This is a genomic window from Streptomyces sp. SudanB182_2057 (assembly GCF_964272715.1).
Lineage (GTDB): Bacteria > Actinomycetota > Actinomycetes > Streptomycetales > Streptomycetaceae > Streptomyces > Streptomyces rubradiris.
Window position 1 is genome coordinate 7,216,363 of sequence record NZ_OZ186798.1, and the last position, 15,609, is coordinate 7,231,971.

Annotated in this window: 13 protein-coding genes and 1 pseudogene; 5 read left to right on the forward strand and 9 right to left on the reverse strand. The window is 70.6% G+C overall.

The features are described from left to right. The first annotated feature begins 192 nt into the window (after positions 1-192). Positions 193-900, forward strand: a complete 708-nt coding sequence (locus ACSURM_RS32185; protein ID WP_436959270.1) for a DUF4232 domain-containing protein — start codon at positions 193-195, stop codon at positions 898-900. A gap of 354 nt (positions 901-1,254) precedes the next feature. On the opposite strand, the gene ACSURM_RS32190 is transcribed toward ACSURM_RS32185, so the two are convergent. Further along, on the reverse strand, positions 1,255-2,709 hold the full coding sequence (locus ACSURM_RS32190; protein ID WP_436959271.1) for a benzaldehyde dehydrogenase: 1,455 nt from the start codon (positions 2,707-2,709) through the stop codon (positions 1,255-1,257). A gap of 61 nt (positions 2,710-2,770) precedes the next feature. Then, on the reverse strand, positions 2,771-4,351 hold the full coding sequence (gene mdlC / locus ACSURM_RS32195; RefSeq protein WP_436959272.1) for a benzoylformate decarboxylase: 1,581 nt from the start codon (positions 4,349-4,351) through the stop codon (positions 2,771-2,773). Positions 4,352-4,447: 96 nt separating this feature from the next. Here mdlC and ACSURM_RS32200 point away from each other — a divergent pair, with 96 nt between their 5' ends. Continuing rightward, positions 4,448-5,428 carry a LysR family transcriptional regulator gene (locus ACSURM_RS32200; protein ID WP_436959273.1) on the forward strand — a complete coding sequence of 327 codons (981 nt, stop codon included), beginning with the start codon at positions 4,448-4,450 and terminating at the stop codon, positions 5,426-5,428. Between the two features lie 46 nt (positions 5,429-5,474). Here the strand turns inward: ACSURM_RS32200 and ACSURM_RS32205 are convergent, their stop codons facing one another. The 4 genes from ACSURM_RS32205 to ACSURM_RS32220 all read right to left on the reverse strand — a co-directional run bounded on the left by ACSURM_RS32205 (position 5,475) and on the right by ACSURM_RS32220 (position 10,465). After that, positions 5,475-5,636 (reverse strand): hypothetical protein, encoded by a 162-nt coding sequence (locus tag ACSURM_RS32205; protein WP_436959274.1) that lies wholly within the window; start codon positions 5,634-5,636, stop codon positions 5,475-5,477. 458 nt (positions 5,637-6,094) lie between these two features. Next, positions 6,095-6,529, reverse strand: a complete 435-nt coding sequence (locus ACSURM_RS32210) for a hypothetical protein (RefSeq protein WP_436959275.1) — start codon at positions 6,527-6,529, stop codon at positions 6,095-6,097. Between the two features lie 212 nt (positions 6,530-6,741). Continuing rightward, positions 6,742-9,060 (reverse strand): glycoside hydrolase family 9 protein, encoded by a 2,319-nt coding sequence (locus ACSURM_RS32215; RefSeq protein WP_436959276.1) that lies wholly within the window; start codon positions 9,058-9,060, stop codon positions 6,742-6,744. Between the two features lie 355 nt (positions 9,061-9,415). Continuing rightward, positions 9,416-10,465 carry a YihY/virulence factor BrkB family protein gene (locus ACSURM_RS32220; RefSeq protein ID WP_436959277.1) on the reverse strand — a complete coding sequence of 350 codons (1,050 nt, stop codon included), beginning with the start codon at positions 10,463-10,465 and terminating at the stop codon, positions 9,416-9,418. A gap of 107 nt (positions 10,466-10,572) precedes the next feature. Here ACSURM_RS32220 and ACSURM_RS32225 point away from each other — a divergent pair. From ACSURM_RS32225 to ACSURM_RS32235, 3 genes and pseudogenes are all read left to right on the forward strand, one after another. Further along, positions 10,573-10,749, forward strand: a pseudogene (locus ACSURM_RS32225) (sigma factor-like helix-turn-helix DNA-binding protein); the annotation flags it as partial. A 220-nt stretch (positions 10,750-10,969) separates the two neighbouring features. Beyond that, a complete protein-coding gene (locus tag ACSURM_RS32230) occupies positions 10,970-11,806 on the forward strand; it encodes an LLM class flavin-dependent oxidoreductase (RefSeq protein WP_436959278.1) in 837 nt (278 codons plus the stop codon). A 28-nt stretch (positions 11,807-11,834) separates the two neighbouring features. After that, positions 11,835-12,383 (forward strand): nucleoside deaminase, encoded by a 549-nt coding sequence (locus ACSURM_RS32235; RefSeq protein WP_436959279.1) that lies wholly within the window; start codon positions 11,835-11,837, stop codon positions 12,381-12,383. A gap of 121 nt (positions 12,384-12,504) precedes the next feature. Here ACSURM_RS32235 and ACSURM_RS32240 read toward each other — a convergent pair whose 3' ends face one another. The 3 genes from ACSURM_RS32240 to ACSURM_RS32250 form a co-directional block, all read right to left on the reverse strand. Then, positions 12,505-12,957 carry a cupin domain-containing protein gene (locus ACSURM_RS32240; RefSeq protein ID WP_381568734.1) on the reverse strand — a complete coding sequence of 151 codons (453 nt, stop codon included), beginning with the start codon at positions 12,955-12,957 and terminating at the stop codon, positions 12,505-12,507. A gap of 74 nt (positions 12,958-13,031) precedes the next feature. Next, positions 13,032-14,297 carry an MFS transporter gene (locus ACSURM_RS32245; protein ID WP_436959280.1) on the reverse strand — a complete coding sequence of 422 codons (1,266 nt, stop codon included), beginning with the start codon at positions 14,295-14,297 and terminating at the stop codon, positions 13,032-13,034. Positions 14,298-14,305: 8 nt separating this feature from the next. Continuing rightward, positions 14,306-15,562, reverse strand: a complete 1,257-nt coding sequence (locus ACSURM_RS32250; RefSeq protein ID WP_436959281.1) for an ATP-grasp domain-containing protein — start codon at positions 15,560-15,562, stop codon at positions 14,306-14,308. Between the last annotated feature and the right edge of the window lie 47 nt (positions 15,563-15,609).

Below are 15,609 nucleotides of genomic sequence, written 5' to 3' on the forward strand. Positions count from 1 at the left end.
GGACGTGGTCGACTGAAGGCCGACACGGAGTGCCTGTTCACGGGCCTGCGCGGGTCCGGCCGTCCCGGCGGACGGACCTGTGGGGCACCGGGCCGCTCGGGCCAGGACGCCCTCCGTCGTCGACCGACCGGCATCACCATCCGGGCCGGCGGCACCGCACCGCGGCCTGCACCACGCACGGGGGACCTCTCCATGAACACGCTGCACCGCTCCACGCTGCTCGCCGTCGCGGGCACGGCTCTCGCCTTGTCGCTCACCGCCTGCCAGAGCGACTCCGGCGGCACGTCGTCGTCCCGGCCGACCACGTCGGTCACGGTGGCGTCGTCCCCGGCGGCCGGCGCGACGACGGCCGCCAAGGACACGGTCACCTCCGAGGCGGCGGGGTCGGCCGCCTCCGCGCGCTCGGCGGGGGCGAAGGGCTCCACCGGCGCTTCCTCGACCGGCGCCACCGGCGCCACCGGTGGGCGCGGGACGGCCGCCACCCCGGTCTGCGCCGCGCGGGACGTCCGGGTCACCGCCGCCACGCAGGACGGCCCGCCCTACACCCACATCGTCCTCACGGCGCGCAACACCTCCGGGCACTCCTGCCGACTGACGGGCTTCCCGCACATCCAGTTCCTGGAGAGCCACAAGCAGGACGTCCCGGCCGTCGCCAAGAGCAAGCCGGCCACGCCGGCCGTGCTCACGGCCGGGGCCCCGGCCTACGCCCTGGTGAAGCTGTCGGACGGCGGGGTCGACGAGGACAACGAACCTGTGTCGGCGTTCTCCGTGCAGCTGGAGGGCGACTCCACGGTCATCGCCGTCACCGCACCCGGCAGCGACGGCATCGCCGTCGACCCGGCCAAGGCCCTCACCGGCTACTGGACCCCGGAACTCCGCAACGGCGCGGACGACTTCTAACTGATCATCTCAGCTTGAGTGTGGCTCACAGCTCGGCAGTTGGGCCTGCTGGAGCTGGTCGGAGCGGCCCGCGAGAGCGGACGCCGTCGGTCTCGTCATCGTGCCTTCGACGCCGCGCTGCCGCCTGGGCGAACCGGGCCGGCGAGTTCTCGGAGCGCTGAACGCCCTCGCTCGACCGGGTACGGGGCGGCCGCCTCCTCCCGGGCCGCCGCCGTGGCCTGCTCCCGGGGTTCGACGACTGTCTCCGTCCGGAGGCGGCGGAGTGGCAGTGTCCCGACAGGGACCGACCCGGTCCGATGCCCGGGACCGAGGGGCCGTGAAGACGCTTGGAGGAGATCAGGCGCCGTGCCGGAATCAGAACGGGTAGTCCGCGATGTCCGGACGGACGGTGACCCACTGGGTCTCGGTGAATGCCTCGATGTTGGCCGCGGCACCGCCGAAACGGCTGCCGGTGCCGGAGGCTTTGACCCCGCCGAACGGGGCGTTGGGTTCGTCGTTGACGGTCTGTTCGTTGATGTGGACCTTGCCGGAGTCGATCCGGTCGGCGAGCTTCATGGCCGTCCCGACGTCACCGAGGATGCCGACCGACAGTCCGTACTCGCAGTCGTTGACGATCCGCGCGGCTTCCTCGAGCGTCGAGAAGCCGATGACAGGGGCGACGGGTCCGAAGATCTCCTCGCGCCACGCCGGCATGTCGGTCGTCAAGCCGGTGAGCACGGTGGCGCGGTAACCGGCGCCGTCCATCTCCCCGCCCGCGGCAAGGGTGGCACCGGCCGTGACGCTCGCCGTCACAATGCCGTGCACGCGTTCGAGCTGGCGCCGGTCGATGATCGGGCCGAGCGCCACCTCCTCACGGGCGGGGTCACCGACCGGCAGCGCCTTCGCCTTCGCGGCGAGTACGGCGGTGTACTCCTCGACCAGCGACTCGTGGACGATGTGGCGGCCGGTGGTCATGCAGATCTGGCCCTGGTGCATGTAGGAGCCGAACGCGCCCGCGGAAGCGGCCTTCCGCACGTCCGCTCCGGGCAGCACGACCAGCGCGTTGTTCCCGCCCAGTTCGAGGTGGGCGCGCTTGAGCAGGCGTCCCGCCTGCTCGCCGATCGCCCGTCCGACCGGCGTGGAGCCGGTGAAGGAGATCACCCGGACCTCGGGTGCCTCCACGACCGCCTGGCCGACCGAGCCGTCGCCCGGCAGCAGGTGCAGTACACCGGCCGGCAGCCCGGCCTCCTCGAAGATGCGTGCGATGACGACGCCACCGCTCACCGCGGTGCGCGGATCCGGCTTGAGCAGCACGGCGTTGCCCAGGGCGAGCGCGGGCGCCACCGAACGCAGGCCGAGCACGAGCGGGAAGTTGAACGGCGCGATGACGCTGACGACGCCGGCGGGACGACGGCGGGCGAGTGACCAACGGGCTTCCTCGGAGGTGAGGACTTCGCCCTGGGGATGGGTCGGTAGTGTCGCGCACTCGAAGCACTCACCGACGGCGAGCTGTGTCTCGGCGGCCGCCTTGGCCCGCGTGGACCCGGCCTCGCGCACCAGCCAGTCCTCTATCTCCGCGGCGTGGGCGGTGAACAACTCGCCCGCGCGGCGCAGGACCGCGGCTCGCTGCTGCGGGGAGGCCGCCGCCCAGCTCCGCTGCGCTTCGGCGGCGCGCGCGGCGGCGTGGTTCACGTCCTTGGGCGTGGCCAGGCCCACCGTGCCGAGTGCGTTGCCGGTGGCCGGCTCGATCACCGGATAGTCGTGGGCGGAGTCCTGCCAGCCGTCACTGTAGAACTTCCTGTCCCATACCTCGGCGTTCAGAAGTGTCATCGGTGTGCCTTTCTGCAAGGGAGGGGGGCGTGGGGTGGTCCGGTGGTGATGGGCGCGGATGTCAGGAGGGTGTGGTCAGGGCCGTGTCGACCTGGACGAGGCGGGGACCGTCCGGCTGCTCGGCGAGGACCGTGCGCAGTTCCTCGACGTTGCTCACCTGCCGGGAGGCGACGCCGTAGCCCTCCGCGATGCGGGTGAAGTCGATGCCAGGTATGTCCAGTCCGGGTGTGTCCGGGACGCCGAGCAGCCCGCCGAACCAGCGCAGTGCTCCGTACGTGCCGTTGCGCAGCAGGACGACGGTCAACGGCACCCGGTGCCGGGCGGCCGTCCACAGGGCGGTGATGCCGTAGTTGGCCGAGCCGTCGCCGATCACGCCGACGACCGGCCGGTCCGGGTGTGCCATCGCCACGCCGACCGCACCCGGCAGTCCGAAGCCGAGCCCGCCCGCGGCGGGAAAGTAGTACGAGCCGGGCCGGCGCAGGTCCATCTGACGCCACCACGAGTCGGTGGTCGAGGTCGACTCCACCACGTACGCGGTGTCCTGGGGCAGCTCGTCGCGCAACGCGGCGAACACCTGATCGGGGTGCAACCGTCCGCCGTCAGCGGTGTGCGGTTCGGGCGCGGGCCGGTACGCGGGCGCGGGTTTCGCAGGTGCGTCGAACTCCTTCAGCAGCAGGTCGATGACACATCCCGGGTCGGCAACCAGTGCCTCGCCCATCGGGGCCCGCGCGGCGGCGGAGGCGTCCTCGGTGACCTGGACCAGCCGTGTCCCCTCCGGCAGGTACCGGCCGGGAAGATACTGGTGGTACCGGAAGACGGGCGCGCCCAGAACCAGCACCAGGTCGTGGCCCTCGAAAGCCTCGCATATCGGGGCGATGCCCGCGGGAAGCACGCCACGGAACAGCGGGTGCCGGTTGGGGAAGGGCAGCCGGAACTGTGACGGTGCCGCCCACACCGGCCCGCCCAGGCGTTCCGCCAGCCGGACGGCGTCGTCGAAGAGACCGGCCGAGTCGATGTCGCCGCCCAGCACGAGCGCGGGCCGCCGGGCGGCGGTGACCTGCTCGATGAGCCGGCGCCCCTGCTCCGCACCGGGCACGGAGGCGCGCTGGACCCGCCGGTCGAGCACCGCTGTGGCGTTGTCGTCGCAGTCGGCGGCCCAATCGTCGTACGGGACGGAGAGATACGTCGGCCGCCGCTGCAGTCGCGCCTCGAAGACTGCCTGGGCGAGCGCGCGCGGCACGTCCTGGGCGCACGCGGGCTCCGCGGCCCAGCCGACGAGGGGTTTCATCAGCGCGGTGGCATCGACGTTGGTGAGGTTGGCCTCGGGGCCGATGGCGGACCGCACCTGCTGGCCTGCCATGACCACGAGCGGGGTGCGAGAGGCCACGGCGTTCGTCAGCGCGCCCATCGCGTTCCCGGACCCGGAAGCGGCGTGCAGGTTGACCAGTACCGGCCGTCCGGTCGCCTGGGCGTAACCGTCGGCCATGCCCAGGACCGCACCCTCGTGGAGGCCGAGAACGTAACGGAAGCCGTCGGGCAGGTCGGCGAGGAAGGGCAGCTCGTTGGAACCGGGGTTGCCGAAGACAGTGGTGAGCCCTTGGCGCTGCAGGAACTCGTGGGCGACGCGGCGTACGGAGGGCACTGTCGTTCCTTTCGGCGATGACATGCGCCACGCTAGGCGCTGCCTCGACATAGATACCAATAGATGTTTTGGCACCTCGATATAGAGTGCATCGATATGAAGGAGTTCGACCTGAACCTGGCCCGAGTCTTCGTGCTGCTGTACGAGACGGGCAGTACCACGGTCACCGCGGAGACGCTTCATCTCACCCAGCCCACGGTCAGCTACAGCCTGGCGAAGCTTCGCCGGCACTTCGACGACGAGCTGTTCCGGCGCACCGGACGGGGGCTGGCGCCGACGGCCGGCGCCCGGCGGCTGTACGAGCCTTTGCAGCGGGCCCTGGCGGACATCGACGGCGCGATCGGGCAGGCTGAGCGCTTCGAGCCGGGCACCATGCCCGGTCGTTTCACCCTTGCCCTGTCCGACGTGGGCGAGGCGACCCTCTTCCCGCGTCTGCTGGCGGCCGCGCGTGAGCGGGCGCCGCGCGTCTCGTTCACCGTCAGGCCGTTGGACGTGGACGAGGCCGAACGGCAGCTGCGCCGGGGCGATGTCGATGTCTTCCTGGCGACTCCGGTGCTGACCTCCCACCGGACGGTGCGCATTCCGCTGTTCCGTGAGCGGCATGTGGGCATGGTCGCCGCCGATCACCCACGCCTCAGGGAGGAGGCGGTGACCATGGCGGAACTGGCGAACGAGCACCATGCGACCGTGTTCGGTCCGAGCGGTCACGAGGAGCCGCGCGCCCTGCTGGCAGCGCACGGGCTGCTGGACCGGGTGGCCGTGGAGGCGACCCGCATTTCGATGCTTCCCCATCTGCTGGAGCAAACGGACCTGATAGCCATCGTTCCCGAGTACGCGGGGGAGGTCTTGAGCGCCTCGCATCGGGTACGCCTGGTCCGGCTGCCGTTCGAGACCGAGCCGATCGAGGTGGCCCTCTACGCACGCCATGAGACCTCGCGCAGCCCCGCGCAGCGGTGGCTGGTCCACTTCATGACCGAGGTGCTGGGCGAACTGGTCAGCCCGGCTCAACTGCCCCCCGCACCGTCCGACAGCCCGACCCGCCAGGCCGGCCGAGCCACGGCTCCCGACGCGTTCTGACCCAAGGACGGTCACCCCGGGACCCGCCCCCGCTCGGTCCACCTGTCTACTCGCTTGCTTCTCGACCGGCTCGCAGGCCGTCGGGTGACGGAGCGGGGCACGTGGCGGCCCGGGCCGGCAGCTCGTGCTCGTGGTCCGTCGCGTGCGGGCGGATCGCCCAGAGCACCATCACGGCGAGGAGAACAACGGCCGCCATCGCGGTGGTCATGACCACGGCGGTGGACCCGACGAGGGAAGCCAGGGGGGGCGACGGCCCCGCCGGTACCGAACTGCACCAGACCGAGCAAACCCGATGCCGCGCCTGCCCGGCGCCCCTGCTCGGACAGGGCGAGCGCGGTGGCCGTGGGCTGGACCAGCGAGACGGTGGACACCGTCACCAGCAGAAGGGAGAGGACGGTGGCCAGGCCCGCGTCCAAAGCCGTCGCGGTTGCGAGGGAGATGGCGCTCCCGGCACCGGCAACGAGACCGACGACAAGCGTGGTTCTGGGACGGAACCGGCGGACAAGCCGTTCGCTGAAGTAACTGCACACAGGACCGCAGCCTCTGTCGCGGACGAGTTGGCAGCTCTGCGGTCAGCGGTACGGCGAGTGGTCGCCTCTCCCAAGCGCCTTGTGACTGCTCGGCGTGGTGCGGTGGAACGTACGCTTGGGCCGGCGCGCACGGAGGTTACGGGCAGAAGCGGCCGTTGGGTTCGACGAAGCAGCTCACCTGCCAGTCGGACCACGTACCGTTCCCGTAGCGAACGCGGAACCAGCGGTTGCCGTCCCCGCCGACGGCCGATATGGAGATCCAGGAGTCGGCAGTCTTCTGCTCGGCATCGGCCTCGATGCGGCTCTGGACCCATCCGTCCATGGAGACCCAACCGTTCCAGGAGCCGTCTGGGTAGGTCCAGTTGGTCCACACCGCGTGATCGCTGCCGACGACGAACTCCTCCTTCGTCCCGTTGGCCATCTTCGTGGTCGAGACGCCGTACTCGCAGAAGTACTTCTGGCCCTTGTTCGTGCAGTAGGTCGCGGCCTGCGCCGGCGCCGCTGCGACCCCCACCCCTGCGAACGCGGCAAGGGTCACGGCTGCCGCGAGGACACTCCTGAACCTGCGCATGTGCGTGCTCCTTCGTCAAGTGAACGGTCGTGACGGCGAGGAGAGAGATGCGGCAACCCCCAGCGCCTCCGGCCAGTCGATCACGCACAGGCGAGGGCGGACCAGGCAGAACTACCGGCAGAAGTAGCCCCCTCGGCAGCCGCACACGCCATGGCAGTCACCGTTGTTCGTCCTTGTGCTGCCATGGCCGCTCGTCGTCAACGGACCACCGTTCAGCCGCAGTCCTTTCCGTTCAGTGTGAAGGCCGCGGGTGTCCCGGCGGGGGTGCCCGTGCCCTGGAAACCGAAGCTCACGCCGGAGCCCGGTGGGATCGTGGCGTTGTGCGCGCTGTTCGTGGCGGTGACGTCGGATCCGGCCTGGGAGACGGTGGCGTTCCAGGCGTTCGTCACCTTCTCGGTGCCCTTGAACGAGAACCCGAGCCGCCATCCGTCGACCGCCGTCGTGCCGGTGTTGCGCACGCCGACATCGGCGGTGAAGCCACCGTTCCAGGCGCTGGTGACGGTGTAGGTCACGGCGCACCGGGTGGAGGGGGACGTCGGCGTGGGGGTGGGCGTTGGGGTGGGTGTGGGCGTCGGAGTAGGGGTCGGAGTGGGTGTGGGTGTGGGTGTGGTGCCGTCGGGCTCCGCGCCCCACTGCGTGTCCGCGCCCTCCGCCAGCACGATGTGCGGCGCGTCCACCGGCGTGCTGCCCGGCGTCGTCGGGAGGGCCTGGTAGGACCAGTCGTCCGCGGGGTTCCACGCCCCGGCCGAGGCGATGCGGAACTGCACCTCCTTCCGGTACGCCGACTGGCCCGCCGGAGCGATCACCGCGTTGGAGCAGTCCACGGTGACGAAGTAGACGTCGCCCTCGAAGCGCGTCGGACCGGTCACCTTGCCGCACTGGTTGTAGTTGGTGGTGGTGCTGATCTGGTCGGGCGTCGCCCCGCCGTCGAGGGTGAAGTAGTAGCGCAGGGAAGCGTGCGTCAGCGCGCGTGCGGGCCACGCCGACTTGTTGACCAGGTACGCCTTGATCTCGGTGAAGCCGGGACCCGAGGCGTTCACGGACGCCTGGACCGAGATCTCGGGGCCGTCCGGTTTCTCGGCCTGGGGGAAGCCGGCGAGCGGGCTGCCGCCGTACTCGGCGTACAAGCGGGCCAGGGCACCGGTGAAGGCCGCGTTGTAGTCCGTGGCCACCTCGTTGTTCACGTAGTTGGACCGGTCGTCGGTGTACGCGTCGTCCGCCGCGCTCGGCCCGCCGACCAGCGCGCCGTACAGGACGTGCCGGTTGTCCACCGGGCTGGTGAGCTGGTCGGTCCACGAGCCGTGACCGGTCCGGTGGTGCGGTTTCGTCGGCGGGTTCGCGCCGAAGCCGACGACGTAACTGGACTTGCGCGGGTTGTCGCCGAGCGCGTAGTCGATCTGCCGGACCGCGAAGTCGTGGTATCGGGCCTTGCGCACCGGGTCGCCGGTCAGCCAGTCGGAGTACGACAGCGCGGCGAACGCGGTGTTGGCGGCGTACCGCAGCGATCCCCAGCTGTCGAGGACCGCCTGCCCACCGGGGGAGTAGCGCACCTTGGTCCCGTTGACACCGACCGTCCACCAGTCCAGCCAGCGGTTGGCGTCGTCGACGTAGCGCTGCTTGCCGGTGAGTTGGGCGAGGAGCACGTACGAGCCGTAGGAGGTGTCGTCCCAGGAGAGCGTCCAGCGGTAGGAGCGGGTGGTCGTCTGGGGCTCGGTCGACAGCTTGTCGTAGGCCGCTTCGGCCTTCGCCAGGTACGCGGCGTCACCGGTCGCCTTGTACAGCCAGACGGCACCCCAGACCAGCTCGTCGTTGTAGCCGCTCCAGGAGTTGTAGTACGCCTGGGCGTCGGTGACGCAGTCGCTGTACTTGCCGCGGTAGGTGTCGGCGAACGCGTACAACTGCTTGGCGTGGGTGAGCAGTTCGCTCGCGTACGCCGGGTCGCTGTCGGCGAACACCATGGAGGACGACGCCATGGCCGCGGCGGTCTGGCCGGCCAGGTCGGAGCCCGGGCAGGAAGCGTCGATCTTGTAGGCGGGCCGTGCCATCGGCATGACTTCGGCCGGCCCCCACCACTTGTGGTCGTCGGCGCCGTTGCCGACCTGGCCGTACAGCACGTTCGCTGACGGGTGCGCCTTGATGAAGTAGTCGTTGACGAAGCGCAGGTTGTCCTGGAGGTACCGGAGCTGGCCGGAGGTGGCGTAGGCGGACTTCTGCTCGACGCCGCCCCAGGCGAGCAGGGTGGCGGAAAAGGCCATGGGCAGGCCGAACTTGACGTGGTCCCCGGCGTCGTACCACCCGCCGGTCAGGTCGAGGCCGGCGTCCTTGCCGTCGTTGAGGGCGGAGTCGCCGCGCCAGGAGACGCGGTTGTCGTCCGGGAGCTTCCCCGACCGCTGCGCGTCGTAGAACCAGAGCGACTTCTGCAGCGCCTCGCCGTAGTTGAAGGCGGTCGGCGCCGCGGAGGAGGGGCCGGAGGCGGCCGACGGCAGCAGGAGGCCGGCGACGACGGCGACCGCGGCTCCCCACGCACTCACCAGTCGGGAGCGTCGGGCACCGGCCGGAACCGCCGGGCAGGTCTCGGGAGCCGCCGCGGAGGGCGCGGAGCGTCTTCGGGGGGTGAGGAAGGAGAGCGGGCGCAACGGACGTTCCTTCCGTGCGGTGGGCAGACAGGAGAGGGGAGTTCGTGCTGCGGCGCGTGGTTCGGGGGGTGGAGACAAAAATGGATGGGAGCGCTCCCAAACACTGGTTCATGAAGCCAGCGCGTACAGCGAGTGTCAATATCCCGCGCGTACTTCGTCCGGACTCGGACTTCGCGATCTCGGGCGTCTCTCCACCGTCGGCAGCACCTCGTTGACGCCCGCGGGGTTCGCTGGGCCGTCGCGTGACCGGTCAGACCTCGCCCAGTCGACGCCGGTCGTCCTCGTCCCACTTCCGGGTGTCGCGGGGCTGGGTGTACGGCTCGGTGTCAGGCGGCAGGCCGCCCGCGATGGCCCTCTGGCGTACGGTCTCGGCGTCGAACTCCAGGCCCAGGAGGATGGCCAGATTGGTGAGCCACAGCCAGACGAGGAACACGATGACGCCGGCCATGGTCCCGTACGTCTTGTTGTAGGAGGCGAAGTTCGTGACGTAGAAGGCGAACGCGGCAGACGCGATCATCCAGATGACGAGGGCGAGGAGGCTGCCCGGGGTGATCCACCTCAAGCCCTTCACCTTCGCGTTGGGGCACGCCCAGTACAGGATCGCGATCATGACGGAGGCCAGGACCACAAGAACCGGCCACTTGGCGATCGACCACACCGTCAGGGCCGTGTCCCCGATCCCCAGAGCGGTACCGGCGTGGCGGGCCAGGCCGCCGGTGAACACCACGATCAGCGCACTGACCACGGCCAGCACCATCAGCACGACCGTCACGCCCAGCCGTACGGGAAGCACCTTCCACACAGGGCGGCCCTCCGGCATGTCGTAGACGGCGTTCGCCGCGCGGATGAACGCGGCCACATAGCCGGAGGCCGACCACACCGCCAGGACAATGCCGACGACGGCCATGACGGAGCCGACGCCGGCGTTGTCGCGCAACTGCTCCACGGCCCTCGTGATGATGTCCCGGGCCGAACCGGGAGCGAGTTTCCGGATGTTGGACAGCACCGCGTCGGTCGCGGACTCGCCGGTGACACCCAGCAGGGACACGAGTACCAACAGCGCCGGGAACAGCGACAGCACCCCGTAGTACGTCAAAGCCGCCGCCCGGTCGGCCAGTTCATCGTCCTTGAACTCCCGCAACGCTCCCTTGAGCACACCGCGCCAGGCCCGCTTGGACAGCTCCGTCGGCGTGTCCGGTGCCCGACGCTCCACCTCGGGCCCGGGCCCGACCTCCTCGGGTGCCGGCGCCTCGTCGCCGCCGCGATGTGCTTTCCGCCTTGGAAGATGAAGCCTCGCCATGCCCGTCGGATAACCCTCACGGCCCCGCCTACGCCACCAGGGGCCGCCCCGGGCATCCGCGTCGACTACGCCCACTGCTCGTCCCTCGGCCGGGCGGTGCCGGCGGGGAACAGGTACGGCGCTGCCCGCGCACCCTGACCGAGCCGCAACGGCAGGCGGTCACGCTCGCCTACTACCGCGGCCTGACGTACCGGCAGGTCGCTGACGCGCTGGTGCTGCCGCTGGGCACGGTGAAGACCCGGCTGCGCGACGGCCTCATCCGGCTCCGCGACTGCCTGGGGGTGGCCGTCATGCGCTCGCAGGCGGCCCCTCCTCGCTTTTCGGCCACGGCGGTCGGTCTGGCCGTATTCCTTCCCCTCTCCCTCCTTGTGGCGCACGGCAGTCGGAAGCCGGGAAATCCGTAGCCCCCCCGCGAGGGAAATGCGCCGCTTTTCCGTGGATTTCGCCGCCGTACGGCCTTCGGTCAACTGCCCACCGCTGACGTGCAGTTGCTAGTGTGGGTCCATGCGGATAGGCGTGAATGTTCCCAACTTCGGTCCGGGTGCCACCCCGGACAACCTGGCCCGCTGGGCCAAGACATCGGAGGGTCTGGGTTTCGACCTGTTGATGCTCTCCGACCACGTGGTGATCACTTCGGATGTGGCGAAACAATATCCGGCGCCCTTTTACGAACCCGTCACCACGCTCGCCTGGCTGGCCGGGATCACGACCCGGATCCAGCTGGGCACGACGGTCCTCATCGCGCCTTACCGGCACCCCCTGCTGGTCGCCCGCATGGCGGCCAACCTGCACCAACTCAGCGGCGGACGCCTGATCGTCGGCGTCGGCGTCGGCTGGGCCCGCGAGGAGTTCGCGGCGCTGGACGTCCCGTTCGAACGGCGCGGCGCGCTGACCGACGAACTCCTGCGGACCCTGCGCACCGCGTGGGACGACGAGGCCGACTACGGCAGCGGAAAGATTCCGATCTGGGTCGGCGGAAACAGCGTTGCCGGCATGCGGCGCGCCGTTCGTTTCGGTTATCCCTGGCACCCCCTGCGGTTCACCATGTCCTGGTTCCGTGAGGCCCTGCCGCAGCTGAGGAATATCGCCGCCGAACTCGGCCGTCCGGACCCGGAGTTGGCGCCGCGCATCTATCTCCAGCTGACCGAAAAGCCGATCGACGACCCCGATCGGCGGGCCGGCACCGGAACCCTCGAGCAGGTTCTCGAGGACATCGAGGAACTGCGCCGGGCCGGGGCCGAGACCGTGCTGGTCGACCCGTACCTCGGTGACCCGAACGAGACCCTGCGCCCCGAAGAGGCATGGCAGGCCCTGGCCATCCTCGCCGCGCACCGGCCGTAACCGCACCTCCCACAGAGACGGAGTCACAGTGGCCCCCAACGACCACGACCCTTCCCAGAACGGCACCGGCCGGGCCGGCACCGTCGACGAGGCCGAACTGCCCTACCTGCGCCGCTGCGTCGAGCTGGCCGCGGAGGCGGTGGACGCCGGCGACTGGCCGTTCGGCTCGGTGCTCGTCGGCGCCGACGGCAAGATCCTCGCCGAGGACCGCAACCGCGAGACCACCACGGGCGACCCGACCCGGCACCCCGAGTTCGAGCTCGTCCGCTGGGCCGTGACCCACCTGAGTCCCGAGGAGCGGGCCACGGCGACCGTGTACACCTCCGGTGAGCACTGCCCGATGTGCGCGGCCGCCCACGCCTGGGCCGGACTGGGCCGCATCGTGTACGCGAGCTCGTCCCAGCAGGCCCGGGACTGGAAGGCCGAGTGGGGCGTGCCGATCACCTCGCCCCTGGCCCCGCTGTCCGTCCAGGACATCGTCCCCGGGCAGGAGGTGGCGGGCCCGGTGCCGGAACTCGCCGAGCAGGTACGGGAGTTGCAGTGGCGCTTCCGGGTGAGGAACAGTGCGGGCGACTGACGCCGGGACGCACACCGGGGCCTGGCGGCGGAAACGCTGCCAGGCCCCGTTTCGTCGCGGCCGGCCGGCGGCCGAAGCGCGCCGCCGGCCGGCGGGTCGGACCGTGCCGTCTGCCGGCGGGTCAGACCATGAACTGGTCGTACTTCGCCATGTGCTCCTGCAGCTCCTCCAGGCTGGGGTTGCGGCCGTTGGCCGTCAGACGCCCCAGGCCGCGGAAGTAGTCCTCGCGGTTGTAGATCGGGTAGAACATGATCAGCAGCGTGGCGTCCGTGTTGCCCCGGTTGGTGAAGCCGTGCGGCTCACCCTTGGGCACGTAGGCGAACGCGCCCGGCTCACCCACCACCTTGCGGTCGCCGATGGTGAACTCGATCTCGCCCTTGACCACGTAGAACATCTCGGTGGACTTCTTGTGGATGTGCGGGCTGGCACCGCTCGCCTCCGGCGCCATGTGGTGCTCGAAGAAGCCGAACTCGCCGTCGGAGTCCGCCGTGGTGAGCTTGAGGTACGTCCTCTTGGTGTCGCGGATGTTGACGAACTCGCCTTCGCCCGACGGAACGTACAGCGGAACGGACATGTCTCTCCTTAAATGGTGTTCACACAGTGCCGGCTCGGTGGAGCGGGCCGGCGGTTCAGGGGTGGTATGGGTGGTTACGTGGCCTCGGCCAGGTTCGGGTCCGGCTGGGGCCTGCTGTCGGCCCGGGCCTGCGCCCAGCGGCCGATGGCCGGCGCGGCGAGGCCGCAGACGGCGAACAGCGCGGCCAGCACGACCCAGCCCAAGGTGCCGGTCGTGACGACCAGGCTGACCAGGATCGGTGCGGCGATCTGCTGGATGGCCACGCCGAGCCAGAAGACCGAGAGGTAGACGCCCTCCTGGCCGGGCGCGGCGAGCAGATAGGAGCCGCCCCAGCCGCCGGCGGACTGGAACAGCTCGCCGCCGGTCAGCGCGATCATGGCCAGCAGCAGCACGCCGACGGCCAGGACCACCGGCAGTTTCGGTGCGGTGAGGAGCAGCAGGCAGCAGAGCGCGAGCGAGATGCCGGCCCGGACCAGGGCCCGGGCGGCGCCCGCGATGGTGTCGGTGTCGCGGCTGGCCCACACCTGGAGGGCGACCGCGAGCACGGTGTTGACCGCCACCAGGGGGGAGATGAGCGCCGAGGAGACGTCGGTGTGCTTCACGATCCACAGCGGGATGCCGATGCTCAGCAGGGTCATGTGCATGGTGAGCACGGCGTTGATTCCGGTGAACGACAGGAACGACCCATCCCGCAGCACACTGACCGAGAAGCGCCGGCGCAGGCTCTTCGCCGGGGCGCTGAGCAGCGGCAGCCGCGCGGCCAGGGTCGCGAGCACGGCGAACGAGGCGGCGTTGACCAGCAGGATCGCGGCGTATCCGGGCCTGGTGTCGATCAGCAGCCCGATGCCGCCGAGCAGGGCGCCCACGGTGAAGCCGACGTTGCGCAGCGACCGGAGGATCGCGACGACCCTGACCCGGTCCTCGGTCGCCGTGACCTGCCCGACCAGGGCCTGTTCCATCGGTGCCGCCGCCTTGTCGACCAGGCCGAGCAGGCACACCACGGTCAGGAACTGCCACAGGTTCTGCACGAACGGGTAGACCACGAAGCAGGCGCAGCGCCACAGGCTCACCCCGACCAGCACCTTCTTCGGGCCGATCCGGTCGGCCAGGACGCCGATCGGGATGGCCGTGGCAAGGGCGACGGCGGCGGAGAGGGTCAGGCCCAGTCCGAGGTTGCCCTCCGACAGGTGGACCGACCGGGTGATGAACGGCACGGACACGGCCAGGAAGGCACCCGTGCCCACCGCGTCGATCATCGCCATCACGGCCAGCCGCAGACCGACCGACCCTCCGGGCATCGAGCCGCGCCATCCGCGGACGCGTTGCCACACAGCAGACATGTCTTTCCTCAATCGGTTGCGATGCGGATGGCGGCGTCCGCGTCGAGAACGCGTCGTCGGGTGGTCTCCGCGTCCGGTCCGGTCGCGATGACGTGCCCGGCCCGGTCCCAGGACGACGCCCAGACCCGCACTTCCTGGCCGGCCTCCACATCGACCTCCGCGACGTGCACGCCGGGCATCCGCTGTGCCTCGTCCAGGCCGGTGATCCCGGTGACGGTGCCCGGCTCGGCGGCCAGGAACCGGATGGCCGACGTCCGCCGCGCGGACCGGGGCAGTGTGACCGGACGGCCCGCGAGCAGGTCGATGAGGGTCAGCCGGATCCGGGTGCCGTAGGCCAGGTCGATGAGGTCGATCAGGTAGTCACCGGGGCAGCGGCCGGCGCATTCGACCAGTGTGGGGCCCTCCTCGGTGAGGATCCACTCGGCGTGCAGGATGCCCGTCCCGAAGCCGGTCGCGGCGACCAGCTTCCGCAGGGCCGTCCGGAACGCGTCCTGCGTGCCGGAGTCCAGGGGAGCGGGCAGCAGGTGGCCCTGTTCCACCGGATAGGGCCCGGGGACGACGGTCTTGGCGGTGACGTTCTCGAAGATGACCTCACCCTCGCGCACCAGTGCCTCGACGCTGAACTCGGGCCCGCGCAGGCGTTCCTCGGCGAGGAAGCGCCACGCCAGCGCCCGGTCGGGCACCTGCTCGTACTCGGCGGCGGACGAGGTCCGCTCCCACGCCTCGGCAGCGCTCGCCGCGTCGACGGAGTCCAGAAGTTGTACGCCCACACTCGCCTGCCGGTTCGCCGGCTTGACGACCACGGGACCGCCGTCGGCGAACTCCAGGATGTCCTCGGGCCCGTGCACCTCGCGCCAGCGCGGATTGCGGACGCCGCCGGCACCGGAGACCTCGCGCAGCCGCACCTTGTCGCGCAGCGCCTGCGCGGCCGCCTCGGTCGCTCCCGGCAGCCCCAGCTTCTCGGCCAGCGCGGCCGTCGCGGGCACCGCGTACTCCAGACCGGGGACGACGGCGGCCACCGGACGCGTGGCCGTCAGCTCGGCGGCCAGGTCCAGGGCCTCGGCCGACTGCTGGTAGCTCGCGGGGACGATCCGGTCCAGGCAGTCGAACCGGTCCGCGGCGTCCCGCAGTTCGCGCTTGCGGATGATGTCGGGTTCCTCGATCACCACGACGGACCCGCTGGGCACGTTCCCGTCGATCGCGCGCAGGTAGGCCGCGTTGTAGCCGACGAACACCACCTGCGCGTCGGAGGCGTGGGTGGTCATCGCGACCTCCTGGTGGGTGTGGGCCAGTGCATGGTCACTGCCTTTCT

Coding starts and splice junctions, on each gene's coding strand:
- ACSURM_RS32185 (WP_436959270.1), top strand. CDS start 193: ATGAACACGCTGCACCGCTCCACGCTGCTCGCCGTCGCGGGCACGGCT.
- ACSURM_RS32190 (WP_436959271.1), bottom strand. CDS start 2,709: ATGACACTTCTGAACGCCGAGGTATGGGACAGGAAGTTCTACAGTGAC.
- ACSURM_RS32200 (WP_436959273.1), top strand. CDS start 4,448: ATGAAGGAGTTCGACCTGAACCTGGCCCGAGTCTTCGTGCTGCTGTAC.
- ACSURM_RS32205 (WP_436959274.1), bottom strand. CDS start 5,636: ATGACCACCGCGATGGCGGCCGTTGTTCTCCTCGCCGTGATGGTGCTC.
- ACSURM_RS32210 (WP_436959275.1), bottom strand. CDS start 6,529: ATGCGCAGGTTCAGGAGTGTCCTCGCGGCAGCCGTGACCCTTGCCGCG.
- ACSURM_RS32220 (WP_436959277.1), bottom strand. CDS start 10,465: ATGGCGAGGCTTCATCTTCCAAGGCGGAAAGCACATCGCGGCGGCGAC.
- ACSURM_RS32230 (WP_436959278.1), top strand. CDS start 10,970: ATGCGGATAGGCGTGAATGTTCCCAACTTCGGTCCGGGTGCCACCCCG.
- ACSURM_RS32240 (WP_381568734.1), bottom strand. CDS start 12,957: ATGTCCGTTCCGCTGTACGTTCCGTCGGGCGAAGGCGAGTTCGTCAAC.
- ACSURM_RS32245 (WP_436959280.1), bottom strand. CDS start 14,297: ATGTCTGCTGTGTGGCAACGCGTCCGCGGATGGCGCGGCTCGATGCCC.
- ACSURM_RS32250 (WP_436959281.1), bottom strand. CDS start 15,562: ATGACCACCCACGCCTCCGACGCGCAGGTGGTGTTCGTCGGCTACAAC.